The sequence below is a fragment of the Desulfobaculum senezii genome (assembly GCF_054657395.1).
In genome coordinates this window covers 575,163-600,334 of the sequence record NZ_BAAHYU010000003.1, presented here as the reverse complement: position 1 = coordinate 600,334, position 25,172 = coordinate 575,163, and the positions used below count along the sequence as shown (strand labels likewise).

Below are 25,172 nucleotides of genomic sequence, written 5' to 3'. Positions count from 1 at the left end.
AGAAGGCGGCCCCTCCCGCAGGAAGGGCCGCCCCTGAACATCAACTTATGCGCGCAGACGCGCCGCGTTAATTCTCCAGCCGCACGCGCTGGCTGTAGTATGCGGTGCCGCCGCCAAGGTCGGTTTCACTCGGCGTAATAAGCGGATTCAGGCACCGCTGGTGGCGCATCCAGCCGCCACGGCGCACCACAATCACCCCCGGGTGCAGGCTCTCGTCCAGCCGCACGCGCACTGCCACGCGTCCGCGCGCCGTGGCTACGTACACCTGGCGCTCAAGGTCCAGCCCCCGGAGTTCCGGATTCTGCGGCGAGACGAACGCCTCCGGCGCTTCCGGGTCCTCGTCAAAGGGAATCTGCGAGTGGATGGCGCGCTTGCTGACCAACGTCAGCAGTTGGCTGGGGTACTCCGCGTCCACGGCCGGCTCCTCGTGCAGATGCTCGGGGAAGCGGTACAGGCCGTCCGCGTGGCTGAACGTCAGCCCCTCGAACGCGACCTTGGGCCACCGCCCCTCAACAAAGCCGCGCTCACGCAGTGCATCCGGCGTCACTCCAAGGGACGGCGAATCCAGCGCCGTTTTCAAGACCTCTTCCGGGTCCGGCAGGTGGATGGGCTTCTCGAGCCTACGGCCAAGCTCGGCATAGATATCCCAGTCGCACCGCGCCTCTCCCGGCGGGTCAAAGCATTTGGCCGACCAGTTCACATAGTTGTGCATGGACGAGCCAACCACGTCCTCGCGCTCCATCATCAGCGCGCACGGCAAAATCAAATCCGCCCGCAGCGCCGTGTCCGTAAAGAACGACTCCACCACCACGACAAACCCGCACTTGCCGAACGCCTCCTCAAGGACATCGCCAGCCGGAATCTGATTCACAGGGTTCATGCCGTCCACCCATATCATTTCCACAGGCGGGTCCGCCCGCAGGATGGCGCGGCCAAGGTCATGGATGGGCAGCTTGCGCGGCGGCGTTCCCGCGGCCTTTGCCCACTTCACAAAATTTCTGCTGGAGGAAATGCCATAATAGCTCCCGCCCCCGGACACGCCAATATTCCCCGAGAGCAGGGCAACCGCATTAATAAACCGCACATTCTCGCCGCCGTGCACGTAGCGTTGCAGGCCCCAGCCAATCAGCGTTGCCGTCGGCCCCTCTTCCACGTACCACCGCAGCAGTTCCGCGTAGTCGCTGGGCGTAACCTCGCACCGCGCCAGCAATTCCGCCACGGTCCAGCGTTCCAGCCCGCGCGACAGGGCGTCCAGATTGGCGCACCCGCGCGCCACCGCCGCGTCCACGCCGTGCTCCATCAGCCCCTTGCACAGCGCCGCCGCAAGGAAGCGGTCCGTCCCCGGCCGGATGCGCACCAACGCGTCGGAAAAGTCCCCGTTGCCATCGCCGCCCGGCGAAATGGTCAGCACCTGCGCGCCGCCCTTCTTCGCCTGACGCACCAGCGCCGCCAAGTGCACGGAACTCCGCGATAAATCACGCCCCCAGTTCACAATGCGCCGGGCACGCAACAGGTCATCCGGCGCATTCTGCGCCAGCTCGCCAAAGTCCTGCTCGCACGCGGCAATGCCCGCTTCATCACACACAGAACCGCTGGTGGCCGACGCCCCGAGCGAGCGGAAAAAATACTTCGATGCATCCGCCAGCACCCCGCGGTAGCCAAAGCCGCGCACATGCAGGATGGACTCCGGAGTGCGCCGCAGCTTGTTCACACGCCGCGCAATAAGCGAAAACGCTTCGTCCCACGTCACAGGCCAATAATTGCCGCCCTCGCGGACCAATGGCTGCGTAATGCGCTCGCCATGCGTCAGGCGCTCGCCAAAGCGCTGCGTCTTGCTGCACATAAAGCCGCGCGTGAAAGGGTGATCAGGATTGCCCCGGAGGCGTATCGCCCCGTCCTCGTCCCGCTGCGCCACAAGGGAACACGTATCGGGACAGTCCAATGTACACGCCGTGATGCATCGTTCGTTCTTCATCCTGCCTCGTTAGCCCAGGTCAGCCGCACTCGTCAAAGCCCCAAGCGCCCCCGATTGCACTTCCGCGCGCATCCCGGTATGCATCCACCCATGTCACAGGAATACGCCATACCCGCCATCCCCCGCCACAGCGCCGAGGATTCCATTAAGCGCAGCCGCTTCATCACCACCATCGCCCACGTGACCACCGTGGACGAAGCACGCGCCTTCATCGCCGACATCAAAGCCCAGCACCCCGACGCCAACCACAACTGCTGGGCCTTCAACGCCGGACCCGCCGGCGACTCCGCCTTTGTCGGCTGCTCCGACGACGGCGAACCCTCCGGCACCGCCGGACGGCCCATGCTGAACGTGCTCATGCACTCCGGCGTCGGCGAAATAGCCGCCGTGGTCACCCGCTACTTCGGCGGTATCAAGCTCGGCACCGGCGGCCTCGTGCGCGCCTACTCCAGCATGGTGCAACTCGCCCTCGACTCCCTGCCCACAACACGGCGCTTCGATGCCGTGCGCCTCAGCATCAGCATCGACTACAAGCACATCACCCTCTTCAAACGCGCCCTGCCAACCTTCGAAGCAACCATCGACAACGAAACCTACGCCCGTGACGCCACCTTCACCCTCACCCTCCCCAAAGACAACGCCCAAGCCCTGCAAGAATACACCACCGAACTCACCGACGGCACCGCGCGGATTCATGAGGTGAAAGGAGAGTAGGAAGAGCAAGAAAAAGAGGGCCTCCGGCGGCTCAAGGGTGTGACACCCTTGAGAATCCCCAGGATTTTTCGGGCGGAAGCCGCCCGAAAAATAGGGGTGGGCGGGCGGGTCCTTTTGCCTTCTCCCTTTTTCTTCGTACACGTCCCCAACAGGGATTCTCACCGCCCTTCACACACCTCCCCCCCCAAAAAAATCTCACCCATCCACGCGGACGAGAGCATCACAGGGGTGACGACCGCCACAGACAAAGGCAACCGGCACGTGCGCACGCAGGATCGTTAAGCAATCGTATTGGCAATCAAGCGTTAAGTGCAGGATCCCAAGGTTTTCCCGTCCGTAAAATCGCATTGCAAATCACGAGAAGCTTCCTTGCACAGGCAGTGAGGGCGACCTTTTTAGGTTTGCCCGCATCGCAAAGACGCTGGTAGAAGGCTCGAATTGCAGGGTTCCAGACAGTCGCTGAGATTGCGCTCATGTAAAGGGCGCTACGTACTTTTATTCGTCCTCCCCAAACGCAACGTTGCCCCGTTTTCTTGCCGCTATCCCTGTTGAATGGTGCCAGGCCTGCTAGAGAAGCTGCTTGCTTCGGCGTTAACGTCCCCAACTCAGGAAAGAAAGCAAGAAGAGTCGCAGAGGTTACTGACGAAATCCCTTTCGTGGTTTCAAGCAACGTTGCCTTATCGCTAAAATCTTTGTCACTGAGAATGTGTTTCTTGATTTCAAGTGACAAACTCTTTTCTTGCGTTCTTAGAGTAGCAATGACGTCTTCAATATAAGGGCGCACATCAGACGAAGCTCGCTGCAAGCGAACGCGCTCCCGGGAAAGGATTTCGACGACCTGCCGACGACGGTTAACTAGAGTTTCCAGCTTGCGCTGAGTTGCCCGGACTTTTTGATTTTCCCGGACAGGGACGACTTCCCCAAACTGAACAAGAACAAGAGCATCAATACGATCCGTCTTCGCCAACACTCCGAGGCTCCGGGCAAAGTCACGCACACGGCGAGGATTCACAACAGCGACGGGAATGCCTTGCTCCATCAAAAAATCTGCGGCGTCAGACTCATATCCACCTGTCGCTTCCACGATGACGAGCTCAACATTATGCGCTTCTGCCGTCTCAACGATTTGCTGAAAACCCGAAGGGGTATTTTCAACAGTGGACGTGCTGTCGTCACCAGAAATGGCGACATCAAGCTTGGCCTTCGATACGTCAATGCCCATGGTGCGTTTCATCGTAGTTCACTCTTCCTTGCAAATTCGAGCTTTGTGCTCTAACAATCATTCGAGTTTGTACTACATATTGCGGCGACCCAGCTTAACAACGAGCTCATTACTCAAGGACGTACGGTCTGCCGCAACAGCCGCCTTCATGCCAGTCATGGAGGCGGCTTCCTTTTTTCTCCGCCTTCGGCTTGAGGGTCAATATACAAGGACGGTAGTCCTTAACCCGCCGGAGGCAAAAATAGCCCCTGCCAAACCACACCCACCGGCCGACCGCCTTCTTCCCCCTTCTCCACGGACGAGAGCACCACAGGGGTGACGACCGCCACAGAAAAAGGCAGCCGGCACGTGCGCACGCAGGATCGTTAAGGACGGTAGTCCTTAACCCGCCGGAGGCAAAAATAGCCCCTGCCAAACCACCTACCACAGACCCCACCCACACATTCCCCCACAAAACGCAAAAAAAGGGAGGCTCCTTTGGGGAGCCTCCCTTTTGAATTCTCGTTCATTCGCGGCGGTGCGCGGTGACCTTTTACAGGTCTTTGGCGACGCGGCGGATGAAGCGAAGGAGCTGGTTGGAGTAGCCGCCTTCGTTGTCGTACCAGATGATGAGTTTCACCATGCGCTTGTCCATGACGGAGGTCAGCAGGGAGTCGACGATACCGCCGTAGGAGCTGGACACGTAGTCGATGGAGACGAGGGGTTCTTCGGAGAAGCCCATGTTGCCTTTCATGGGGCCTTCAGCGGCGGCCTTGAGGGCGGCGTTGACTTCTTCGACGGTGACGTCCTTCTCCACTTCCACAACGAGGTCCACGAGGGAGACGTTGGGGGTGGGCACGCGCATGGACATGCCGTCGAGCTTGCCTTTGAGCTCGGGGATGACGGCGGTCACGGCCTTGGCGGCACCGGTGGTGGTGGGGATGATGCTCATCCCTGCGGCGCGGGCGCGGCGCAGGTCCTTGTGGGAGCCGTCGAGGATGCGCTGGCTCATGGTGTAGGAGTGGATGGTGGTCATCAGGCCGTGCTTGATGCCGAAGGTGTCGTTCAGCACCTTGGTGGCGGGGGCCATGCAGTTGGTGGTGCAGGAGGCGTTGGACAGCACGTTGTGCTGTGCGGGGTCGTAGAGGTCGTCGTTGACGCCGGGCACGACGGTGAGGTCCACGTCCTTGCCGGGGGCACCGATGATGACTTTCTTTGCGCCGCACGCGATGTGCTCGGCGAGACCTTTGCCGTCTTTCACGCGGCCGGTGGTTTCCACGACGATATCGACGTCGCAGTCGCTCCAGGTCCACTCGCCGATGGCGTGGCGGGTGACCTTCACCTGCTGGCCGTCGATGACGAAGCCCTCTTCGTTGGCGACGATTTCACCGTCGTAACGTCCGTGGACGGAGTCGTACTTCAGCAGATGCGCGAGGGACTCGTTGTCCGCACGGGCGTTGATCATTGCCAGTTCGAGATTCTCATCCTTGGCGATGAGGCGGGTAAGAAAACGGCCAATACGGCCAAAACCGTTGATACCGACTTTAACTGCCATTGTATAATCCTTCTCAGCTTAGATGGCGTTGGAAGAGCCGAGCACGTTCTTAATCTTGTGCTGCACCATGTCCTTAACGGCCTGTCGTGCGGCGCCAAGGTACTTACGGGGGTCGAACACAGCGGGCTGCTCGGTGAGGGTCTTACGGATGACGGCGGTCATGGCAAGGCGGATATCGGTGTCGATATTGATCTTGCAGACGCCGTACTTGGCGGCCTTGCGCAGCAGGTCCTCGGGCACACCCTTGGCGCCGGGGATTTCGCCGCCGAAGGCATTGGCCATGTCGAGAAATTCCTGCGGCACGGACGAGGAGCCGTGGAGCACCAGCGGGTACTTGGGCAGCATGTTGGTGATGGTCTCCAGGCGCTCAAAGTCGAGGCGCGGCTCGCCCTTGAACTTATATGCGCCGTGGCTGGTGCCGATGGCGATGGCGAGGGAGTCACACCCGGTGCGCTCAACGAATTCCACGGCCTGATCAGGCTCGGTGTAGACGTTTTCCTCGGAGACAACATGCTCTTCGATGCCGGCCAGACGGCCGAGTTCGGCCTCGACCCACACGCCCTTGTCGTGGGCGTATTCGACAACCTTTTTGGTGACGGCGATATTTTCTTCAAAGGGCAGATGCGAGCCGTCGATCATCACGGAGGTGAAGCCGCCGTCGATGCAGGCCTTGCAGATATCGAAGTCGGCGCCGTGGTCCAGATGCACGCAGATGGGCAGGTCGGACTCAACAAGCGCGGCCTCGACCAGCTTCATCAGGTACACTTGGCTGGCGTACTTTCGTGCCCCGGCGGAGACCTGGAGAATAAGCGGGGCGCGCTCCTCCTCGGCCGCGGCGATGATGCCCTGAATGATCTCCATGTTGTTCACGTTGAAAGCGCCAACGGCGTGACCACCAGCATACGCCTTCTCGAACATCTCCTTGGGTCCGGTAAGTGGCATGAAGTCCTCCTCGGTATCCTGTTTTGATAAAAGATATGGGTACGGGCAACCGTCTGCTTTTTCAGGCTCTTTTGCCGTGTCAGCAGTGGGACACTGCCCTGCCTTGCGCACTACAAACCCACCCGGACCGGTCTACCGGTCCGGGCGGACTGACTGTGAAACCACTATTATATAGTCCCGTCAGGGGCTTGCTGTCAACGAACGCCAAGGGCATCCAGCTGCTTGAGCAATGCCTCGTCAGTCAGACGAAATTGCAGGGGCGTCAGGGTGATGTGCCCTTCGCTCAGCTTGCCGCGGTCCGTCTCCGGACCAACGCGCTCGTGGGGGATTTCGCCTTCCAGCCAGTAGTAGGCGCTGCCGCGCGGGTCATGCCGCTCCTGATACCAGTCGCGGTAGGAGGTTCTGGTCTGCGGGCAGAGGACAAGTTCCTTGGCCTCTTCGATGGGGCCTTTGGGTAGATTCAGGTTCAGCAGAACATCCGGCGGCAGGGCGTCCCAGTCGGTACGGCCAATGAAGTCTGCGGCCCATTTGGCCTGCCCGGTCATATCCTGCGGCGTCCAATCGTCGTAGGACACGGCAATGGCGCGGATGCCCTCCAGCACGCCTTCGGTGGCGGCGCTGACGGTGCCGGAGTAGATGATATCCACGCCAACGTTGCAGCCGCTGTTGATGCCGGAGACCACAAGGTCGGGGCGCTGGCCGCTGAGGAGCGTGGTCAGACCCAGCTTGACGCAGTCTGCGGGGGTGCCGTAGACGCCAATGCCTTTGAAGCCGTTTTCCCTGAAGTTTTTTACTTTAAGGGGCATGGCGATGGTAATGGCGTGTCCAACGGCGGACTGCTCGGACACGGGGGCCACAACCTGCACGGTGTGCCCGGCGTCCAAAAGCGCCTTGTAGATGGCCCGGAGGCCGGGGGCCTGAATGCCGTCGTCGTTGGTAAGAAGAATATTCATGGATTTTTTGGTCGGTTAAACGTGAACGGATGGCCGTCGGCGCGGCTGCGCCGACGCAGTCCAGCCGACGATAGCCCAAGCGCAGATGACCCGCAACGCCCAAGGGGAAATCCCCTCATCCCGGTGTGAAACGCAGGGACCGGCGTGGGCCTGTGCTGGCAAAAGAACGCGGCGAAACAGCGCCGCCAAAGCTGAGGACCCCAGCCACAAAAACGCCCAAAACTCCGGCGCGATGCGCCGCGCGCGGCGGGCGCGCACATTGCGCCCCCGCGGGGACTCTGCTATGCCTCGGTGCTGTGGGGACAGCCGTCCGCCGCAATTGACTATGACGCGGCCGCACAGCCAAAGCGGGGCCGCTCCCTATAGAGAGACACCTTGACACGACAAGACGGAACCATGACCCGAAAGCAGACCTTCGTGCACGACCTCTCCCCCGGTCAGACGGTGGACGACGTGTTCGTCCTGACGGAAGCCCGACTCGGGCAGGCAAAAAACGGTCCCTTCTGGGGCCTGACGCTCGCCGACAACTCCGGAGAGGTTCCCGCCAAGATTTTTTCGCCGCACAGCCAAAACTGTCCGGAACTTGCCGCCGGGATGGTTGTCCGCATCCGCGGGCAGGTCGGCACCTACCGCGACCAACCGCAGGTTGTGGCCGATGCCGTCAAAATCCTCGACCCCGACGCCGAGGGCCTGCGCATTGGCGACTTTATCCCCTCCAGCGAGCGCGAGCCGGAAGACATGCTGGCGGACATCGAGCGCCTGTGTAAACGCCACTTGGAGCACAAGCCGTGGCGCACCCTGTGCCGCAAGGTGCTCACCGCGCCCGAGGTCAAATCGCGCATCATGAAGGCTCCCGGCGCCATCAGCATCCACCACGCCTACGCGGGCGGACTGCTGGAGCATACCCTTGCCGTGTGCAACCTGTGCATGAGCTACTGCGACCTGTACCCCAATCTGGACCGGCAGGTACTGCTAGCCGCCGCCATTTTCCACGACCTTGGCAAGGCGTGGGAATACGCGGAAGGCCCCGCGCGGGAGCATACAGACATGGGGCGGCTTCTGGGCCACATCCAGCTGGGGCTGGACGTTCTGGAACCGTTCCTCTTGAAGGCCAAGGACCTTGAGCCGGAGCTGAAGATACACCTGAAGCATCTGATTCTCAGCCACCATGGCGAGCTGGAATTCGGCTCGCCCAAGCGGCCCAAGACAGCCGAGGCCTTTGCCCTGCATTTTGCGGACAACATGGACGCCAAGATGAACACCGTCTCCGGCGCTCTGGAAGACATCCCCGACGGCGAAACCGGCTGGAGCCAGTATCTGCGTGCTCTGTCGCGCCCCGTCTACCGCCCATTTCACACGCCAAAGCCGCGCCCCGAGTGCGACAAAGAGGAAAGCAACCAGCTATGTTTGTTACCTTTGAAGGGATAGAAGGCTCCGGCAAATCCAGTGTGCTGCGCGCCGTCCAGAAGCATCTGGAGGAAACAGGGCGCGAGGTCCTGCTGACCCGCGAACCCGGCGGCAGCCGCATCGGCCGCGAACTGCGCAAGCTGCTCCTCGACATCGAGAGCACGGACCTGACCGGCCCGAGCGAGCTGTTCCTCTACCTTGCGGACCGCGCCCAGCATGTCTCCACGGTCATCCGCCCTGCCGTTGAAGCGGGCAAGATTGTCATTTCGGACCGCTACGCCGACTCCACCGTGGCGTATCAGGGCTACGGCCGCGGGCTGGACCCCAAGCAGCTGCACAGCTTCAACGATGTGGCCGTCTCCGGCATGTGGCCGGACCTGACCCTGCTCTTCGACCTGCCCGCCGAGGTCGGCCTTGGCCGCGCGGTTTCGCGCAATATGCAGGAGCAGAAGTGCGACACCGAGGGCCGCTTTGAGGCCGAAAGCCTGAACTTTCACAACACCGTGCGTGAAGGCTACCTGACGCTGGCCGCCCTGCACCGCAAGCGCTTCCGCATTGTGGATGCCTCTCAGCCGCTGGATGCCGTGGTGGCCGACGCCATCGCCATCATTGAAGCAAAGCTGGCAGGCGACGACAGCGAAGCCGAGGCCCCGGACTTTTAGCGCCTCCGCGCGGCGGCCCTTCACGAACACTTTTTCACTGCCCGTCGGCGTGGCACCCCCACGCCGGCGCGGCATCCCCCAAAAGCACGCATGAACCAAAACATCACCGGCGTTATCTTGACCTTCAACGGCGAGAAGTGGCTCGCCAAGACCCTTGCCAGCCTCGACTTTTGCGACAGGCTTTTGGTGGTGGACTCCGGCAGCACCGACGCCACCCTCGATATCGCCAAAGCCGCGGGGGCGGACATTCTGCACCGCGACTGGGAAGGCACCATCCCGCAGTTCCGCTTTGCCTTTGAGCAGGTGGAATCGCCATGGATTATCACCCTTGATCAGGACGAATTCCTTTCGCCGGAGCTGCGTACCTCCGTCCTCAGCGCCCTTGCCGACCCGCAGGGCGCGGGGGGCTTCTGGTGCCCGCGCCGCTCGTGGTATCTGGACCGCTTCATCATGCACAGCGGCTGGTATCCTGACCGCCTGCTGCGCGTTTTCCGGCTGGACAGCGTGGAAATCCGCGGCATGCTCCCACACGAGGAGTTCCACCCCACGGCCGCGACGCGCCCCCTTGAGGGCGACATCATCCACTACCCCTACGCCGACCTTGCCGAGCATCTGGACAAGATCAACAGCTACACCTCCCTTGCCGCGCGCGAGATGCAGGCCAAGGGCCGCCGCGCCGGTGTCGGCACGGCGCTGGCCCATGCCTTTGGCAAGTTCCTGAAGCAGTACATCCTTAAGCAGGGCTTCCGCGACGGACGCGCGGGGCTGGTGCTGGGCGTGCACGCCTTTATTTATGCCTTCCACAAGTATATGAAACTGGTGGAGCGCTCCTGCCCACCCACGCCGGACGACCATAGCGGGTAGATGCCGGGGGACACGCGCCCCCGCGTTTGCAAATGCCTCAGGTTCTGCTACGCTGAAAAGCCGATACCGAAAGGATGCCCATCATGCGAACCCGCCAGACACAGCGCTTGCAGTACGCGCCACAGACGTCCGTGGTCTTTTACGGCCCCGGCGGTGAACTGTGCGCCATAGCGGACACGGAGCACTAGCCCATGCCTTCCCCCGCCGCCCTGCTCCGCCCTTTGTCCGCACCACGTTTGCATGCGCCGCGCCCCGGCGCGTGCGGGCGGCATGCCTTCTCTCTTTCCGCCAGCATCATGCCCCGCCTGTCCCCGCCGCAACGCAGGGGGACGCAGGCATGACCACGGCCACCCTCACCAGACCAACCCTGCGGCGCTCCGCCATCGACATCGCCAAGTTCCTTGGCCTTGGGGCCTTTATCCTGTGGCTTTTGTTCCTTGGCGAAGGCGGGCTGGGGTACCAGTGGCAGTGGTACCTTGTGCCGCGCTATCTGTATTCCTTCTCCGGGGGCACCTTCACCCCGGGGCCGCTCCTTCAGGGGCTGTGGGTCACGCTCCAGATTACGGGCCTCAGCCTTGGCCTGACCCTTGTCTTTGGGCTGACCGCCGCCGTACTGCGCCTGTCGGATTCCTTTATGGGGCGCGTGGTGGCGCAGGGGTACGTGGAGCTTATCCGCAACACACCGCTGCTCATCCAGCTGTTTTTCATCTATTTCGTCATTGCTCCTGTACTGGACATCTCGGCCTTTACCGCCGCTGTGCTCACGCTGTCCCTTTTTGAGGGAGCCTATGCATCGGAAATTTTCCGCGCGGGCATCCAGTCCGTGCAAATCGGACAGTGGGAGGCCGCATACAGCCTTGGCCTGTCACGCTTTGACACCTACCGTAAAATCATTCTGCCGCAGGCCATCCGCCGCATTCTGCCACCGCTGACGGGCGTTGCCGTGTCCCTCGTCAAGGACTCCGCCCTCGCCAGCACCATTGCGGTGTACGAGCTAACCCAGCAGGGCCAGCTCGTCATTGCGGATTCGTTTTTGACCTTCGAAATCTGGTTCACTGTGGCCGCCATCTATCTGGCCGTCACCATCAGCCTGTCGTGGGTCGCCTCCGTCCTTGAACGCCGGCTGTATAGCGAGGAGCCCCATGCTCATTGATACCTCCACACAATCCGCCAAACGCGGCGCACAGGACGAGTCGCCCATCATCACCGTGGACGGCGTGTCCAAGACCTTTCCCAACGGCGTGCGCGCCCTGCAGGGCGTCAGCCTCAGCGTTATGCGCAGTGAAATGGTCGTCATCATCGGTCCGTCCGGGTCGGGCAAGTCCACCCTGCTGCGCTGCCTCAACGGGCTGGAGGACATTGACGAGGGCCACATCGTCATCGACGGCATTCCCCTGAATGGCGACCGGAAAAACCGCGACGCCATCCGGCAGGACGTGGGCATGGTCTTTCAGTCCTTTAATCTGTTCCCGCACCTGACGGTGCTGGAGAATGTGAACCTTGCCCAAACCCTTGTCCGCCGCAAATCCGACGCCGACGCCACCCAAACCAGCATGGACCTGCTCACGCGGGTAGGGCTTGGCGACCGGGGCGACAGCTATCCGGCGCAGCTCTCCGGCGGCCAGCAGCAGCGCGTGGCCATTGCCCGCGCCCTGGCCATGCATCCGGGCGTCATGCTCTTTGACGAAGCCACAAGCGCCCTGGACCCCGAAATGATCGGCGAGGTGCTTGAAGTCATGCGCGACCTCGCCCGCGAAGGCATGACCATGGTTGTCGTCACCCACGAAATGGGCTTTGCCCGCGAGGTGGGCGACCGCATCATCTTTATGGAGGATGGACGCATCGTGGAGGAGGCCTCCACCGACGTCTTCTTCGATACCCCGCGCGAGGAACGCACCCGCCTGTTCCTCAGCCAAATTCTGTAGTCCGGCACCACATCACCGCAAAGGAGACCCTGATGAACACCCAAGCCAAAAGCATCTGCGCGGTCCTCATGGCCCTTGTCCTTCTGCTGTTTGCCGTGGCGGCACACGCGGGGGACACCTCCCGGCAGCTCACCGAGGAGAGCACCCTGACCACCATCCAAAAGCGCGGCACCCTGCGCGTGGGCATGGACACCTTTGTGCCATGGGCCATGAAGGATAAAACCGGAACATTCATCGGCTTTGAAATCGACGTGGCCCGCCGCCTCGCCAAGGACATGGGCGTGGACGTGGAATTTGTACCCACCTCGTGGGACGGCATCATCCCCGCCCTGCTCGCCGGCAAGTTCGACCTGCTCATCGGCGGCATGAGCATCCGCCCGGACCGCGCTGTGAAGGTGAACTTCACCATCCCCTACTACAGCACGGGCATGTCCATCGTGGCGCACAAAAAGAACGCACCGGGCCTCACCGCCCTTGAGGACTTCAACTCCAAGGACATCACCATCGCCGCGCGCAAGGGCACCACGGCTGCCAAGGCCGCCAAGAAATACATGCCAAACGCCCGCATGAAGCTGTTCAACAAGGAGCCGCAGGCCGTGCAGGAGCTCCTGAACGGCCGCGCCGACGCCTTTGTGAGCATGGCCCCCCTGCCCGCGCAGGAAGCCATCAAACACCCGAACAAGCTCTACATGCCCTTTGAGGAGCCCTTCACCAACGAACCCAACGGCATTGCCGTACGCAAGGGCGACATCGACATCCTGAACTTCCTCGACAGCTGGATTCGCGTGGTCCGCGCCGAGGGCTGGATTCAGGAGCGCCAGTACTACTGGTTCAACACCATGGACTGGCAGGACCAGCTCCAGTAGCCATCCCGCGCCGCCGCTTCGGCGGCGGCGCGCCATCCGCACAAAAGCATCACCGTGATTCCAGAAAAATCCACCCGCTTCGGCGTCCTTGACGTCATTCTGCTGGCGCTTATCGCCGCCGGCGTGGCCTACATGGGCTGGCGCATTGAAACCCGCCTCGACTACGAATGGCACTGGGAGCGCATCGGCCAGTTTCTCTTGCGCCACGACGCGCAGGAGGGCTGGGTGCCCGGCCTACTGACGCAGGGACTGCTCACCACAATCCGCCTCAGCCTGTGGACCATGCTGTTTGCCACCATCATCGGCACGGCCATGGGGCTGGCGCGCACCAGCCACAGCCTGTTTTGGCGGCTGACGGGCAAGGTCTACGTCGGTCTTGTGCGCAATACGCCGCCCCTTGTGCTGGTGTTCATCTTTTATTTTTTTCTGTCGGACCAGCTGCTCATGGCGCTGCATGTGGACAGCCTTGTGCGCGCCGCACCGGACTGGGCGCAGGGCGTTATTGCCTTCACCGCCGCCCCGGTGAACCGCTTTTCGGCCTTTCTGTCCGGGCTTATGACCCTTGCGGTGTACGAGGGCGCCTACATTACGGAGCACGTGCGCTCGGGCATCCAGTCTGTGGAGCGCGGGCAGTACGAGGCCGCCTACGCCCTTGGGCTGTCGCGCTGGCAGCGCATGCGCCGCGTCATTTTGCCGCAGGCCCTGTCGCGCATTGTGCCGCCGCTGACCGGGCAGTTTATCTCCACTATCAAGGACTCCGCCATCGTCTCCATCATTTCCATTCAGGAGCTGACCTTTCAGGGTATGGAGCTTATGGCCGCCACGTATATGACCTTTGAAACGTGGATTACCGTGACGGTGCTGTACCTGCTGCTGACCAGCACCTGCTCCGTGCTTGCGGCCAAGGTGGAGCGGCGTGCCAGACGCGGACTGGCCTAGCCCGGCGTCCCCCATTGACCTTCTACTGGCAAGCTTTTACACAAGAAGGACAACCTGACATCAACCGCCCCCACGTTGCGACACCGCACACATGCTTCGGGCACGGAGGTTTCAATGGCCAGCCACGTCAAGGTCTACGCGCTTACGACTTGCGTCCACTGCCGAAAAACAAAAGAATTTCTTGATGAATGCGGCGTTGAATACGACTGCATCCACGTTGACGACCTCAAGGGCGAAGAGCGCACCAAGTGCATCGACGAGGTCCGCAGCCACAACCCCGCCGTCTCCTTTCCCACTATCGTCATCGACGGCGACAAGGTCGTCGTCGGCTTCCGCAAGGACAAGCTCAAAGACCTGCTCGGAGTCTGATTATGGATGCCAAGGAACTCTTCTCCCGCCTCGGGCCCATTCAGGAGGCCAAGGGATTTTACTTCAACCCGGACATGGACATGACCATGCCCCTGCTGCAAAGCCTGCTGGATAACCGTGACCGCTACGGGTACATGGCCTGTCCGTGCAGATTGGCCAGCGGCGGCTTTGATGCGGACCGCGACATCATCTGTCCCTGCGTCTACCGCGACCCGGACGTTGAGGAATACGGCTCATGCTACTGCGGGCTGTACGTCTCCAAGGCATGGATTGACGGCACCGTCCCCCACAAAACCGTGCCCGAACGCCGCCCGCCGGAAAAGCTCCTCGCCGCCCTTGGCGTGGACGACTAACCGCGCCCTTTCGCAATGCAAAAGCGCCCGGTCCATATGGACCGGGCGCTTTGTTCTATCGTCTTCCTGCGCAGATTCGGCGCGGCTTCCGCGCGCCTGTCAAAAACCATTCAGGCTGTTCTGCCCATGCAGGCCCCTGTTGCGGGTGGCCTTCACTGCCCGCGCGGCGGGGAAAGATGCGGGGGCAAGGAGCGGCCGTCATCTCTGCGCCCCAATGCGCATTAGCGCGCCTGCTAGGCGCGCCGGGTCAATCCGTACTTGCGCAATTTGTACTGCAGGGTGCGGCGGCTGATGCCAAGGGCGTCCGCCGTCTTCTGCCTGTGGCCGCCGTGGGCCTCCAACGCTTCCACAAGGGCTTGCTTTTCCGCATCGTCAAGGGACGTGGGACCGGGACGGCCAAAGCCGGACGCGTCTTCTGCAGGCCGGGGCGCAGGCTGGGCGGCGTCCATGGCCGCGGCGCTCATCACACCGCGCGCGGCGGGCGTGGGCGCGGCAACAGGCTGCATGCCTTCCGGCGTGCCACCGGCGCGCACCTGCGGGGGCAGGTCCTCCTCACGCAGGGAATCGGTACGCGACAGCACGAGGGCGCGTTCAAGGGCGTTTTCCAGCTCGCGCACGTTTCCGGGCCACGCGTAGTGCGACAGCACCTCCAGAAAACGGGGGCTAACCTCGCGCATCTGCTTGCGGTTTTTGCGCCCCAGCTTTTCCAGCAGGTGCGCCACAAGCAGCGGCATGTCATCCATGCGCTCACGCAAGGGGGGGATGCGAATCTCCAGCACGTTCAGGCGGTAATATAAATCTTCACGGAAGCGCCCCGCCGCCACCTCGGCGGCAAGGTCACGGTTGGTCGCGGCCACGATGCGTACGTCCACGGGCACGGCGCCCACAGCGCCAAGGGGTTCCACAATGCGCTCCTGCAAGGCGCGCAGTAATTTGGCCTGCAGCTCAAGGGGCATCTCGCCTATTTCATCCAGCAGCAGCGTCCCGCCCGAGGCCAACTGAAAACGGCCGGGTTTATCGCGGGTCGCGCCGGTAAAGGCGCCCTTCACGTAGCCAAAGAGTTCACTCTCCAGCAAATCGCCGGGCAGCGCCGCGCAGTTGACCTTAATAAGCGGGCCTTTGGCGCGGGCGCTGACGTCGTGCAGGGCCGCGGCCACCAGTTCCTTACCGGTGCCGGATTCGCCCATGACGAGGACCGTGGCCTCGGTGGGACCGGTCTGGCTGATAAGGTCGCGCACGCGCTCCATCTGCGGCGTTTGGCCGATGAAGCCCTCGCTGATGCCCGTCTCCTGCCGCAGCTCGCGGTTTTCGGCCACAAGGCGGGAGTAGTCCCACGCCTTGTCGAGAACGGCCTTGAGTTCCTCATTATCCGCGGGTTTGGTCAGATAGTCGAAGGCACCCTTTTTCATGGCATCAACGGCGGACCCGACGGTCCCGTAGGCCGTCAGCATCACCACCGGCACACCGGGCACGGCGGCGCGGATGGCGCCAAGAGCCTCCAGGCCGTCCATACCGGGCATGCGCATGTCCAGCAGGACCACGTCCGGTCCGGCATCGGGCAACATGCCAAGGGCATCCTCGGCGCTTTCGGCCTCCATGACGTGCCAGCCCGCATCGCGCAAAACAGCGCCCACAAGCAGGCGAAGAGCCGGCTCGTCATCCACGACGAGAACCCTTCTGGCTTCCCCATATTCACGCATCGTTGTCGACTCCGTCTAAGCGTTCTTCTTCAATGACCAGCGGAAAGCTCAGGCGCACCTCGGTGCCATGCACGCGCTCGTCCGTGGTGGAGACAAGGGACACCTGCCCGCCATGGGCGCGCATGATGCGGTGCACAATGGCGAGTCCAAGGCCCGTCCCCTCCTTGCGGGAGGTAAAAAACGGCTCAAGGGCGTGCTCGCGGTCTTCATCGGTCATCCCGTGGCCATTGTCGCGCACCGCCACAATGGTGGCGTTGCCTTCCTGATAAGTGGCAACCTCCACGCGGCCCGTCTCGCCAGAGGCGGCGTCCGGCACGGCGTTGAGGCTATTAATGACAAGGTTCAGCAGCGCCTGCTTCAGCATGTCCGGGTCGGCATGGACGGGCGCATCGCTCAGCTGGGTGCCAAACTCCGCCCCGCGCAGCTCAAAATCGCGCGACAGCAGATGCCGCAGGTCCACCGTCAGCTGCTGCATGTCCACAGCGGAGCGCTCCGGCGTCCGCGGGCGCGACAGGAACAGCAGGTCCGAGACCACCTTGTCCAAACGGTCCGCCTCGCGGACCATAGTGTCGGCGTACTGCTCCTCGGGCGATTGGCCGCGCAGCTTGTCCGCAAAGAACTGGGCAAAGCCGCGCAGGGCGCTCAGGGGATTGCGGATTTCATGCGCCAATCCGGCGGCAAGGCGGCCCACCGCCGCAAGATGACGCACCTCCACAAGGTCGTCCTCAAGGGCCTTGATTTCCGTTCTGTCGCGCACCAGCACCAAGCGCTCACTGGCTTCGTCCGCGCCGCGCTCCGAGGGCGGAATGGGCAGGCACAGCACTTCAAGGCTGCGTCCGGCATACTCGTACTGCACCCATGTGCGCCCGGAGCCGCACTTGTCCTGCGCGGAAATGTCGCGGCCCCCTGCGCTGCGCAGGGGCAGGTCCGTCCACATGCGCCCGACAAGGCGCTTTTTGCCCTCCACCTCAAGGATGTTCTCCGCCGCCGGGTTGGCGGCGCGGATGAGACCGTCGTCATCAAGGGTGACAAGGCCGTCGGGCATGGTGTCCAGCAGCCGGGAGTGGAAGCGCTCCAAACGGTTCAGACGGCGGCCCTGGTCGCGGCGGCGCAGGTAGGCAATGGCCAGCCCCCACAAAAAGAGGGCCACCAGCAGCACGTACAGCGTCTGATACATGGCCGTGGAGCGAAATTTCTTAAACTGCTGCAAATGGCGCGTGGCATCCAGCCCCACAACGAGGTACGGCACGCCAACTCCGGCAGTGCCCATGCCGGAATCCATCTCGCACAGCTGGCCAAGGCCACGGCGCGAGCGCAGGGCCGCCACGAAAATATTGCGTTTGTCTCCGGAGTAGAAGGCCTGCCACTCGCCGGTGGATTGCAGCACATCCCACCCGTGGCCGGGAATCTCCGGATAATTGAGCCCCTCCGCGCCAACGGACAGCAGCATGCGTCCATTTTGGGCGTACAGGGACAGGAATTCCACCTCGCTCTGATTCACGAGGTCCGAGAGCATCTCCACCACCTGCGGCTTGATGCTGGGCAGGGGCTGTTGCTGCTGCATCATGCCGCGCATGCCGTGCCGCCTGTGCCCGCGCATTTCGCGCATGAGGCTTGTCTCGATCCCACGCAGGATTACGCGGGAGGACAAAAACATGTGTTCGTTGATGGTTTCGCGCTGCTGGCGAAGATTGTGCCACGTGACGTAGCTGATGCCGAGACCAAGCACCACAAGGGCGATGGCGGCGACGAGGAGGGGATTCGAATCCTTGTTTGACCGGAGACCAAGTTCCATTGGGTCATCCTGTAATAACAACCCCGGGGCCAGTCTGTACCGACCCCGGGGACGCTATGAGGAGGGGCTGTAATGTTGTCCTCCGCCACGTGGCGAAGGTTCGGGGCTAGTCGAGAGCGGGGCAGTTGCCGTAGTAGCCGCCACCGCCACCACCGCGGTGGTAGCCGCCGTGGCCGTAGCCGCGGCCCATGGGCATACGGATGCCGGTTTCGTTACCCATCTGCTGGCGGAACTTCACGCGCTTTTCAAAAAGCTGGCTGCGCAGATTGGCGATGTCCTTGGTCACGGCGTCGATACGGCTCTGGTCGGCATTGGGGCTGGCCAGTAGAGCTTCCAGCTCGGCGCGCTTGGCGTACATCTGCTCGCGCAGGGGCTTGGTGTCCTGATAGAACTGCTGCGCGATGGCGTCGGCCTTCTGCTGCTGTTCGGGGCTCAGTGCCTGATAGCCCTGGCCGCAGTACCCCTGTCCCCAGCCGTGGCCGCCCATCTGGCCGCGCATCTGTCCGTGATGCGGTCCGGCGTATGCCACAGCGGCGAGGGTCAAAACCGCTACCGCGACAAATGCTGCGATGGTGGTGTTCTTCTTCGTCATAGCTTGTGCTCCTTGTTTGGGGCTTTTGCGTTTTCTTAAGTTAAAGCACGAGGCGTGCCAAAACTGAAATTGCAATCTTTTCAAGCAATTACGCGAAAAGCCTTCACCCGCCACTCTGCCGTTGTGCAAGTTGATTGCACCACATCAGTGCACTTTGTGCAAGGGCGTGCACTTGTGCAATCCCTACCGCCGGCATGTGCACATTCTGCCACTGCCCTACGGCCCCGCCGCCACGGCCGCGCCCAAAACCCCTGCCGGGCGCGGCATTGTGGTCAGCCTAAGCGGCGCCGTCTTCGGCTTTGGGAATGCGGATGCACTGCACAAATCCCAGCGAAACCGCCGCCAAAACCGCCCCGCTAAAGAACACCCACGAGGGGTGCAGCAGCCACACCGCCCCGGCGCAAAACGGAATAACCACCGCCGCCACATGGTTGATGGTAAAGCCCACAGCCATGCTGGGCGCAATGTCCTCGCGGTCCGCAATTTTCTGAAAGTAGGTCCTGATGGCGATGGAGCAGTTGAACACCACGTGGTCCAGAATATACAGGATGGCGACCACCATTTTGCTTTCCACCACGCCGTAGGCGGCAAAAACCACAATAAGCGTCGCGTACTCCACACTCAGCACGGCGCGCTCGCCAAAGCGGTTGATGGCGCGGCCAATGCGCGGCGAGACAAACCAGTTCACCACGTTGTTGAAGATGAACAGCGCCGTCACTTCCTGCACGGTAAACCCAAGGCGCTCCACCATCAGGAACACGGAGAAGGCCACAAAAATCTGCCGCCGCGCTCCGGCGAAAAAGGTCAGCAGGTAATACAGCCAGTACTTTTTGCGCAGGAGCATGCCCTTGCGCTGCGGGCGCGCCTCCACGTCGGCAATGGGGACAAAGAGCGCCCCAAGGCCTGCCACCACAACCACCAAGCCCACTCCGGCAAAGAGCATGGGGTAGTCCCACACCTCGGCCAAAACAAAAATCGCCCCGCCCACGGCAAGGTTGCCCACCGAGGTCAACCCCTTGAGCCGCCCGGACACCAGCGGCGCGGTGGCAAGGTCATAATGCTGCAACGTCAGGGACTGATTCACCGTTTCAAAGTAATGAAAGCCAAAGGACATGATGAGCGTGGTGGCCACCAATCCCCACGTGGTGGGGAAAAAGCCCGTCAGCGCCACACCAAGGCCCACCACGGCTATGGAAAATGCCGCAAGCCGCCGCTCCGTAATAAACAGCAGCAGATACACCACCAGAAAGGCCAAAAATCCCGGAACCTCTCGAATGGACTGGATAATGCCCATTTCCAGACCATCAACACCCACCACATCAACGGCGAAGTTGTTGACCAGCGTCCGCCAGCCCTGCAAGCCCACCGCACCTGCAAGGGTGAGTATCATCAGGAATATGTACAGACGACGGGCAGAAGGAGACATGTTCATGCAAAGCACCTCATCATGCAGGGGGAAGAACGCACATTTCTCTCCCAAAGCACTATTTTTTTCCACCGGATTCGTGTAGTGTTCCAACCAGTTGAACACCCCTCCGGATTTTTTTCATTCCGCTCCAATTTTTTCCCTAAAGAAATTTTCCGTAACGGCCGATCACATATTTGACAAAGAGGCAGACTCCACCCTTTTTGTCAGCGTGATTCACCGTAGGCCGCCGGGAGCGGGCACATGGCACAGATTATCGACATCACCCCAAGGGCGAGAGACGTCCATCCAGTGCTGATGCTCATCACATCGCACCGCATGGATTGCTTTGTCCTGTGCCTGAAGTGCCTTGAGCTGTACACCGACCTCTCCCGCTTCAAGAAGATTTATATCCTCGCCAACGATGTTTCGGACGAGCACTCCCTGCTCATCAAGTCCTTTCAGCAGCGCCACCCCGGCGTCATTGACGTGTACACCACGCCGCGGGGCTACGTGCCGGCCGTGGTCGCTATGCAAAACATCATCATGGCCCGCCACATCGACGACGTCATCATCAAGATGTACGAGGACGTCTTTGTCACGCCCCGCTGGCTGGAACGGCTCATCGCCGCGTACAAGATGCACAAGAACCACCCCCGCGTGGTGCTGGCCTCCACCGTGGCGCCCGTGAGCGTGACCGGGCGGCAAGTGATGGACCGCGCCCTGCGCGCCCACTACCAGCGCGAGCGCTCGCGCCTGCCGGGCACCAGCGTGGCGCACAACGCCATCCTGCACCGCTTTCTGTGGGAAAAGGTACTCTTTGACGGCTTTGAGGAAAAGTTCCTGAACCTGAAGCGCCCAGAATTCTCCTACGTCCCGCGGCTGTCCACGGAATGCGTCATCTACGACCGGCGGCTGATGGACCTCATCCTGCCCATGCCGCTCAAAACCGTGCAGGGCAACCACCGCGTGGAGGAATACATCATCAACAGCGCGCTGGCTTCGCAAAAGCTCCAAGCCGCCGTCATCACCAACGCCGTGGTGCACCACTTCAGCCACATGGAATCAGAAGCCTACCTGCGCCGGCACATCAGCATGGATGACATCTGGTGGCACATGACATTTCTGGATGAAAACCCGGCCTATAAGGACAGCAACGACCTGTCCCCAAGGCTGCCGGGAACGCGCAACCTCAAGCTGCGCAAACTCATGAGGGACCGTGAACTCCGTCTTCTGAGTTGACGGCGATAACCAGAGACTGGCGGTGCGGATCTTCGGGAGGGGAGATGCGGCACACTTTCCAAAAATCCGCCCGCCCCGGACACACAGCCCCCGAAAGGGGGCTTTTTCGTGGCCACGCTGGGGCGTTGCAGGGGGGGCTTACCGCCAACGCCCCGCGTCCGGACGCAGACCCCAGACCGTTCGGCGTGGGAGACGCCCCACCCGGCGGCGGGACACGCATGCCGTGGCTCCCCCAGTCTGAAAGGTAAGGCGCACGCGGCCCATAACGCAGCGCCAAGCGCCCACAGCCCGCGCTCAAGACCGCGGCACGAACGGGCGCAGCGCGCAGGCGCAGCTTGGCGCCGCTGAGGAGCCGGGCGCTACCCCTTCATCGCAGACCGGGCCTTGCGCACCACGGAGGCGGCGCGCACCTCGCTGAGCTGGCACGCGCCCTTCACCACCTGATCCACCATCCGGTGCACGCAGGACATATAGTCCAAATGCGCCACCATCACCGGAATGCCAATGCCCGCCCGCGCTCCGGCGTCCAGTAGCGCAAGCTTCAGTTCCTGATACCGCGTCTCGAATTCGCGCTCCCTCGCAAGGAGCCGCCGCTCGTCGTAGCGTTCATCCACGGGGTCGGCGTGCAGGATAATGGACTGCGCCTGCTCCAAAACGTCCAGCCACAGCGGCTGCACAGAAGCGCCTTCCAGGTCTTCCAGCTGGCCCACAATGGCCACGGCCTCCTGCGCCTGCTCTCCCGCCATGGCAAAGTACCGCGCGGAGCGCAAAATATCCGGCACCACCTCCGCCGCGCGCTGCGACAGTCCGGCCTTGGACACCCGCGTGGCAAAGTCCGCAATGGCCGCGTGCAGTTTGTCCATAATGGCGCGGCTTCGGTCCACCTCGCGGCAATGGCCCGTGGTGCAGTTGAGCGCGCTATGCATCACCCGGCGGGCGATGTCGGCCATGCGCTCCGTCTCCTTGCCCAGCGCGCCAACGGCCACCGCAGGGGTGCTCAGGGTGTTGCGGTCAAGGTAGCACGGGCGCCCTTCGTCCTCCTCCGCGGTGCGGAAGCGATTCTCCAAAAAGCGCACCAAAGCAGGCGTAATAGGCACCATCACCAGCACGCCAAGCACATTGAACACCGAGTGGAACAGCGCCAACACCGACGCCGGCTCCGCATCCATGCCAAGGGCGGCGCGCGCGGAAATGATGCTGTCCACCAACACGGGCAGCAGCGCAATAGCCACACACCCCGTCAGCAGGTTGAAGACCATATGCAACGCCGCCACACGCCGCGCCTGCGGCGTTGCTCCAATGACGGCAAGGGCGGCGGTGCTGGTGGTGCCCACATTGGCGCCAATGACCGCAGCGGCCGCCTGCTCAATAGGAATCATCCCCCCAGCCGTAGCCGTCAGCACCAACGCCATCGTGGCGCTGGACGACTGCATAAGGCACGTCAGCGCAAAGCCCACCGCGGCAAAGGCGGCGTACCCGGCCAGCCCCGGCAGAGCGATACTCGTCAGGTCAAAGGAGGTCCCAAGGTCCAGAAAGGCGCCTTGCAGATATTCAATGCCAAGGAAAAAGAGACCAAACCCGGCAAGGGCCTCGCCAAGAGCGGCGCGGCGGGACACCGAGCCGGCAATCCATAGCGCGGTGCCGACGGCGATAAGCGGCAGGGCAAGGGCCTTGATGCTGACCTTCAGGCCCAGCATCGCCACCAGCCACGCCGTGGTTGTGGTGCCAACGTTGCTGCCATACACCACCCACACGCAATGCGTCAGGGCCATAATGCCCGCGTTGACAAAGCCGATGGCCGCCACGGTCACCGCCGACGACGACTGCACGGCGGATGTCATGACAAAGCCGGAAAGGATGCCGCGAAGCGGCGTTTTGGTGGATGCAGTAAGAGCGCGGCGCAAAAAGCCGCCTGCGGCGAGCTTGAGACCGTCCGTCATGAGCTTCATGCCCAAGAGGAGCAGGCCAAGCCCGCCAGCGAGAGTAATGAGGTCCGTTGTGTTCATGCGCCTCCCTATATGGCCGAATGTCACGCAAGAAGTGTCGATTCGCCGCGAGAGTATAGATGAGACGCGTGCCGGGGAAAAGGACGGATTTTCAGCCTACCACGGCGTGGGCAGGTCCATCTCGCGCTCTTGGGGGCGTTCGCAGGTGCCGTCCTCAAAGATTTTGGCGTGGCACTTTTCGCAAACACGGTACGAGCGGGAGGTGAACCTCTCCTTCAGGCAGCAATGGTAGCGCTGGTAGGTCTGTTCGCCACAATTGGGGCAATAGCGTTGAAGAAGTACACTCATAATGCCCATGGCTATACCTCTTCCTTGTGCGGTGGTAAAGACAGAACCCACCGCCAAAACAGTATTTTTTCTGTGGCGGATGCGTTGCATTTTGGTGTTTTTCCGCGCGCGGCCACCCTTCCTGCGCGTCTGGGAGTTGCCCGCACCCACCAAAGAAGGTACATATACACTATAAAACCACTCCCCAAAGCCCATTCGGAGAACCATGGACCCTTCATCCCGGCATACCCCGCAGCATGACCCGCTCATGTCCGAAGCCATGGCCACCATTCTCTGCATCGATGATGAAGAGATGATCCGCCAAAGCATCGGCGATTATCTTGAAGATAGCGGCTACAACGTCCTGCAGGCAGAAAACGGCCGCGTCGGGCTGGAGGTTTTTCGCGAGCGTACGCCGGACATCATCCTTGTGGACCTGCGCATGCCCGAGGTGGACGGGCTGGCGGTACTCTCCAACATCACCAAGGAAAGCCCGGAAACGCCCATCATTGTCGTCTCCGGCACCGGGGTTTTGGAAGATTCCATCGAGGCGCTGCGCCGCGGCGCATGGGACTACGTTACCAAGCCCATTGAGGACATGGCCGTCCTTGCCCACGCCATCGACAAGGCCTTGGAACGCGCCCGCCTGCTGCGCGAGAACCGCCTGTATCATGAGCACCTTGAACGCGAAGTGCAGCAGCGCACCGCCCAGCTCAAAACCGAAATGCTGGAGCGCATCCGCGCCGAAAAGGCCCTTGCCAAGCAGCGGCAGGAAATCCTCGACTCCCAGAAGGAAATCATCCTCATCCTTGGCGAAGTGGTGGAAACCCGCTCCAAGGAAACCGCCAACCACGTCCGCCGTATGGCGGAATTCACCTACCTCCTCGCCAAGGGCGCAGGACTGGATGAAGAGGAAGCCCGTATGATCCGCATGGTCGCCCCCATGCACGACGTCGGGAAAATCGGCATCCCGGACTCCATCCTCCTCAAGCCAGACCGCCTCACCGCCGAGGAATACGAAGTCATCAAAAAGCATACGGAAATCGGCTACGCCATCCTCAACGCCTCGCCCAAGCGCATCATGCGCGCGGCCGCCATCCTCGCCTACCAGCATCATGAACGCTGGGACGGCTCCGGCTACCCCCAGGGCCTCGCAGGCGAGGAAATCCACCTCTACGGCCGCATTGGGGCCATTGCCGACGTGTTCGACGCCCTTTTGTCCAAGCGCGTCTACAAGGACCCGTGGTCCATCAAAAGCATTGGCGACTACTTCCGCGACAACAGCGGCATTCTCTTCGACCCCAAGCTGGTGAACATCTTCTTCACCATCATGGACGACATGCTCGCCATCCGCGAAGCCTACCCCGACGACAGCGACGAGGACATTCAGCACACCGGGCGAGCCTCTACCCCGTCCTAATCCCCCCATTTGCCACAAAA

23 protein-coding genes are annotated in these 25,172 nt (G+C 61.9%); 12 read left to right on the top strand and 11 right to left on the bottom strand.

What is annotated here, in order from left to right; translation table 11 throughout:
• Positions 1 to 67: 67 nt before the first annotated feature.
• The gene (locus ACYQ2T_RS11760; RefSeq protein ID WP_459900774.1) at positions 68 to 1,975 is read right to left on the bottom strand and encodes a molybdopterin-dependent oxidoreductase; all 1,908 of its coding nucleotides are present in this window, start codon (positions 1,973 to 1,975) and stop codon (positions 68 to 70) included.
• 90 nt (positions 1,976 to 2,065) lie between these two features.
• Between ACYQ2T_RS11760 and ACYQ2T_RS11755 the strand changes: the two genes are divergently transcribed.
• A complete protein-coding gene (locus tag ACYQ2T_RS11755) occupies positions 2,066 to 2,689 on the top strand; it encodes a YigZ family protein (RefSeq protein ID WP_459900772.1) in 624 nt (207 codons plus the stop codon).
• Positions 2,690 to 2,987: 298 nt separating this feature from the next.
• On the opposite strand, the gene ACYQ2T_RS11750 is transcribed toward ACYQ2T_RS11755, so the two are convergent.
• From ACYQ2T_RS11750 to surE, 4 genes are all read right to left on the bottom strand, one after another.
• Positions 2,988 to 3,923, bottom strand: a complete 936-nt coding sequence (locus ACYQ2T_RS11750) for an IS110 family RNA-guided transposase (RefSeq protein WP_459898185.1) — start codon at positions 3,921 to 3,923, stop codon at positions 2,988 to 2,990.
• Positions 3,924 to 4,443: 520 nt separating this feature from the next.
• Positions 4,444 to 5,445 carry a type I glyceraldehyde-3-phosphate dehydrogenase gene (gap, locus tag ACYQ2T_RS11745; RefSeq protein ID WP_459900771.1) on the bottom strand — a complete coding sequence of 334 codons (1,002 nt, stop codon included), beginning with the start codon at positions 5,443 to 5,445 and terminating at the stop codon, positions 4,444 to 4,446.
• An 18-nt stretch (positions 5,446 to 5,463) separates the two neighbouring features.
• Positions 5,464 to 6,387 (bottom strand): class II fructose-1,6-bisphosphate aldolase, encoded by a 924-nt coding sequence (gene fba / locus ACYQ2T_RS11740; protein ID WP_459900770.1) that lies wholly within the window; start codon positions 6,385 to 6,387, stop codon positions 5,464 to 5,466.
• Between the two features lie 194 nt (positions 6,388 to 6,581).
• Positions 6,582 to 7,340 (bottom strand): 5'/3'-nucleotidase SurE, encoded by a 759-nt coding sequence (gene surE, locus ACYQ2T_RS11735; protein ID WP_459900769.1) that lies wholly within the window; start codon positions 7,338 to 7,340, stop codon positions 6,582 to 6,584.
• A gap of 396 nt (positions 7,341 to 7,736) precedes the next feature.
• Between surE and ACYQ2T_RS11730 the strand changes: the two genes are divergently transcribed.
• The 9 genes from ACYQ2T_RS11730 (at position 7,737) to ACYQ2T_RS11690 (ending at position 14,725) form a co-directional block, all read left to right on the top strand.
• A complete protein-coding gene (locus tag ACYQ2T_RS11730) occupies positions 7,737 to 8,768 on the top strand; it encodes a 3'-5' exoribonuclease YhaM family protein (protein ID WP_459900768.1) in 1,032 nt (343 codons plus the stop codon).
• On the top strand, positions 8,744 to 9,409 hold the full coding sequence (gene tmk, locus ACYQ2T_RS11725) for a dTMP kinase (RefSeq protein ID WP_459900766.1): 666 nt from the start codon (positions 8,744 to 8,746) through the stop codon (positions 9,407 to 9,409). Before ACYQ2T_RS11730 ends, tmk begins: the two co-directional genes overlap by 25 nt.
• A 90-nt stretch (positions 9,410 to 9,499) precedes the next feature.
• Positions 9,500 to 10,273 carry a glycosyltransferase family 2 protein gene (locus tag ACYQ2T_RS11720; protein WP_459900764.1) on the top strand — a complete coding sequence of 258 codons (774 nt, stop codon included), beginning with the start codon at positions 9,500 to 9,502 and terminating at the stop codon, positions 10,271 to 10,273.
• Positions 10,274 to 10,610: 337 nt separating this feature from the next.
• Entirely contained in the window at positions 10,611 to 11,426 is an 816-nt protein-coding gene (locus ACYQ2T_RS11715; protein WP_459900763.1) for an amino acid ABC transporter permease, read from the top strand.
• Between the two features lie 46 nt (positions 11,427 to 11,472).
• Positions 11,473 to 12,198 (top strand): amino acid ABC transporter ATP-binding protein, encoded by a 726-nt coding sequence (locus ACYQ2T_RS11710; protein WP_459901625.1) that lies wholly within the window; start codon positions 11,473 to 11,475, stop codon positions 12,196 to 12,198.
• A gap of 32 nt (positions 12,199 to 12,230) precedes the next feature.
• Positions 12,231 to 13,064, top strand: coding sequence for a transporter substrate-binding domain-containing protein (locus tag ACYQ2T_RS11705; protein ID WP_459900762.1), 834 nt, complete (start codon positions 12,231 to 12,233; stop codon positions 13,062 to 13,064).
• A gap of 54 nt (positions 13,065 to 13,118) precedes the next feature.
• The gene (locus ACYQ2T_RS11700) at positions 13,119 to 14,003 is read left to right on the top strand and encodes an amino acid ABC transporter permease (protein WP_459900760.1); all 885 of its coding nucleotides are present in this window, start codon (positions 13,119 to 13,121) and stop codon (positions 14,001 to 14,003) included.
• A gap of 114 nt (positions 14,004 to 14,117) precedes the next feature.
• Positions 14,118 to 14,372: a glutaredoxin family protein gene (locus ACYQ2T_RS11695; protein WP_404843623.1), complete on the top strand. Its 255-nt coding sequence runs from the start codon at positions 14,118 to 14,120 to the stop codon at positions 14,370 to 14,372.
• A gap of 2 nt (positions 14,373 to 14,374) precedes the next feature.
• Positions 14,375 to 14,725: a ferredoxin-thioredoxin reductase catalytic domain-containing protein gene (locus ACYQ2T_RS11690; RefSeq protein ID WP_459900758.1), complete on the top strand. Its 351-nt coding sequence runs from the start codon at positions 14,375 to 14,377 to the stop codon at positions 14,723 to 14,725.
• Positions 14,726 to 14,958: 233 nt separating this feature from the next.
• Here ACYQ2T_RS11690 and ACYQ2T_RS11685 read toward each other — a convergent pair whose 3' ends face one another.
• The 4 genes from ACYQ2T_RS11685 to ACYQ2T_RS11670 form a co-directional block, all read right to left on the bottom strand.
• Entirely contained in the window at positions 14,959 to 16,425 is a 1,467-nt protein-coding gene (locus ACYQ2T_RS11685) for a sigma-54-dependent transcriptional regulator (RefSeq protein WP_459900756.1), read from the bottom strand.
• Positions 16,418 to 18,220, bottom strand: coding sequence for a two-component system sensor histidine kinase NtrB (locus ACYQ2T_RS11680; protein ID WP_459900754.1), 1,803 nt, complete (start codon positions 18,218 to 18,220; stop codon positions 16,418 to 16,420). Before ACYQ2T_RS11680 ends, ACYQ2T_RS11685 begins: the two co-directional genes overlap by 8 nt.
• Positions 18,221 to 18,326: 106 nt before the next feature.
• Positions 18,327 to 18,812, bottom strand: a complete 486-nt coding sequence (locus ACYQ2T_RS11675; RefSeq protein WP_459900752.1) for a periplasmic heavy metal sensor — start codon at positions 18,810 to 18,812, stop codon at positions 18,327 to 18,329.
• Positions 18,813 to 19,089: 277 nt separating this feature from the next.
• Positions 19,090 to 20,244, bottom strand: a complete 1,155-nt coding sequence (locus tag ACYQ2T_RS11670) for an MFS transporter (RefSeq protein WP_459900750.1) — start codon at positions 20,242 to 20,244, stop codon at positions 19,090 to 19,092.
• Positions 20,245 to 20,481: 237 nt separating this feature from the next.
• On the opposite strand from ACYQ2T_RS11670, the gene ACYQ2T_RS11665 reads away from it, so the two are divergent.
• Positions 20,482 to 21,459: a glycosyltransferase family 2 protein gene (locus ACYQ2T_RS11665; RefSeq protein WP_459900748.1), complete on the top strand. Its 978-nt coding sequence runs from the start codon at positions 20,482 to 20,484 to the stop codon at positions 21,457 to 21,459.
• 359 nt (positions 21,460 to 21,818) lie between these two features.
• Here ACYQ2T_RS11665 and ACYQ2T_RS11660 read toward each other — a convergent pair whose 3' ends face one another.
• Complete coding sequence (locus ACYQ2T_RS11660; RefSeq protein ID WP_459900746.1) at positions 21,819 to 23,465, bottom strand: Na/Pi cotransporter family protein; 1,647 nt, start codon at positions 23,463 to 23,465, stop codon at positions 21,819 to 21,821.
• Positions 23,466 to 23,561: 96 nt separating this feature from the next.
• Entirely contained in the window at positions 23,562 to 23,762 is a 201-nt protein-coding gene (locus ACYQ2T_RS11655; RefSeq protein WP_459900744.1) for a hypothetical protein, read from the bottom strand.
• 196 nt (positions 23,763 to 23,958) lie between these two features.
• Between ACYQ2T_RS11655 and ACYQ2T_RS11650 the strand changes: the two genes are divergently transcribed.
• A complete protein-coding gene (locus ACYQ2T_RS11650; protein ID WP_459900742.1) occupies positions 23,959 to 25,152 on the top strand; it encodes a response regulator in 1,194 nt (397 codons plus the stop codon).
• Positions 25,153 to 25,172: the final 20 nt, after the last annotated feature.

Bases quoted from the DNA above. Each gene is read 5' to 3' on its own strand.
- ACYQ2T_RS11760 (WP_459900774.1), bottom strand. From the start codon at position 1,975: ATGAAGAACGAACGATGCATCACGGCGTGTACATTGGACTGTCCCGAT.
- ACYQ2T_RS11755 (WP_459900772.1), top strand. From the start codon at position 2,066: ATGTCACAGGAATACGCCATACCCGCCATCCCCCGCCACAGCGCCGAG.
- ACYQ2T_RS11750 (WP_459898185.1), bottom strand. From the start codon at position 3,923: ATGAAACGCACCATGGGCATTGACGTATCGAAGGCCAAGCTTGATGTC.
- gap (WP_459900771.1), bottom strand. From the start codon at position 5,445: ATGGCAGTTAAAGTCGGTATCAACGGTTTTGGCCGTATTGGCCGTTTT.
- fba (WP_459900770.1), bottom strand. From the start codon at position 6,387: ATGCCACTTACCGGACCCAAGGAGATGTTCGAGAAGGCGTATGCTGGT.
- surE (WP_459900769.1), bottom strand. From the start codon at position 7,340: ATGAATATTCTTCTTACCAACGACGACGGCATTCAGGCCCCCGGCCTC.
- ACYQ2T_RS11730 (WP_459900768.1), top strand. From the start codon at position 7,737: ATGACCCGAAAGCAGACCTTCGTGCACGACCTCTCCCCCGGTCAGACG.
- tmk (WP_459900766.1), top strand. From the start codon at position 8,744: ATGTTTGTTACCTTTGAAGGGATAGAAGGCTCCGGCAAATCCAGTGTG.
- ACYQ2T_RS11720 (WP_459900764.1), top strand. From the start codon at position 9,500: ATGAACCAAAACATCACCGGCGTTATCTTGACCTTCAACGGCGAGAAG.
- ACYQ2T_RS11715 (WP_459900763.1), top strand. From the start codon at position 10,611: ATGACCACGGCCACCCTCACCAGACCAACCCTGCGGCGCTCCGCCATC.
- ACYQ2T_RS11705 (WP_459900762.1), top strand. From the start codon at position 12,231: ATGAACACCCAAGCCAAAAGCATCTGCGCGGTCCTCATGGCCCTTGTC.
- ACYQ2T_RS11695 (WP_404843623.1), top strand. From the start codon at position 14,118: ATGGCCAGCCACGTCAAGGTCTACGCGCTTACGACTTGCGTCCACTGC.
- ACYQ2T_RS11690 (WP_459900758.1), top strand. From the start codon at position 14,375: ATGGATGCCAAGGAACTCTTCTCCCGCCTCGGGCCCATTCAGGAGGCC.
- ACYQ2T_RS11685 (WP_459900756.1), bottom strand. From the start codon at position 16,425: ATGCGTGAATATGGGGAAGCCAGAAGGGTTCTCGTCGTGGATGACGAG.
- ACYQ2T_RS11680 (WP_459900754.1), bottom strand. From the start codon at position 18,220: ATGGAACTTGGTCTCCGGTCAAACAAGGATTCGAATCCCCTCCTCGTC.
- ACYQ2T_RS11675 (WP_459900752.1), bottom strand. From the start codon at position 18,812: ATGACGAAGAAGAACACCACCATCGCAGCATTTGTCGCGGTAGCGGTT.
- ACYQ2T_RS11670 (WP_459900750.1), bottom strand. From the start codon at position 20,244: ATGAACATGTCTCCTTCTGCCCGTCGTCTGTACATATTCCTGATGATA.
- ACYQ2T_RS11665 (WP_459900748.1), top strand. From the start codon at position 20,482: ATGGCACAGATTATCGACATCACCCCAAGGGCGAGAGACGTCCATCCA.
- ACYQ2T_RS11660 (WP_459900746.1), bottom strand. From the start codon at position 23,465: ATGAACACAACGGACCTCATTACTCTCGCTGGCGGGCTTGGCCTGCTC.
- ACYQ2T_RS11655 (WP_459900744.1), bottom strand. From the start codon at position 23,762: ATGGGCATTATGAGTGTACTTCTTCAACGCTATTGCCCCAATTGTGGC.
- ACYQ2T_RS11650 (WP_459900742.1), top strand. From the start codon at position 23,959: ATGGACCCTTCATCCCGGCATACCCCGCAGCATGACCCGCTCATGTCC.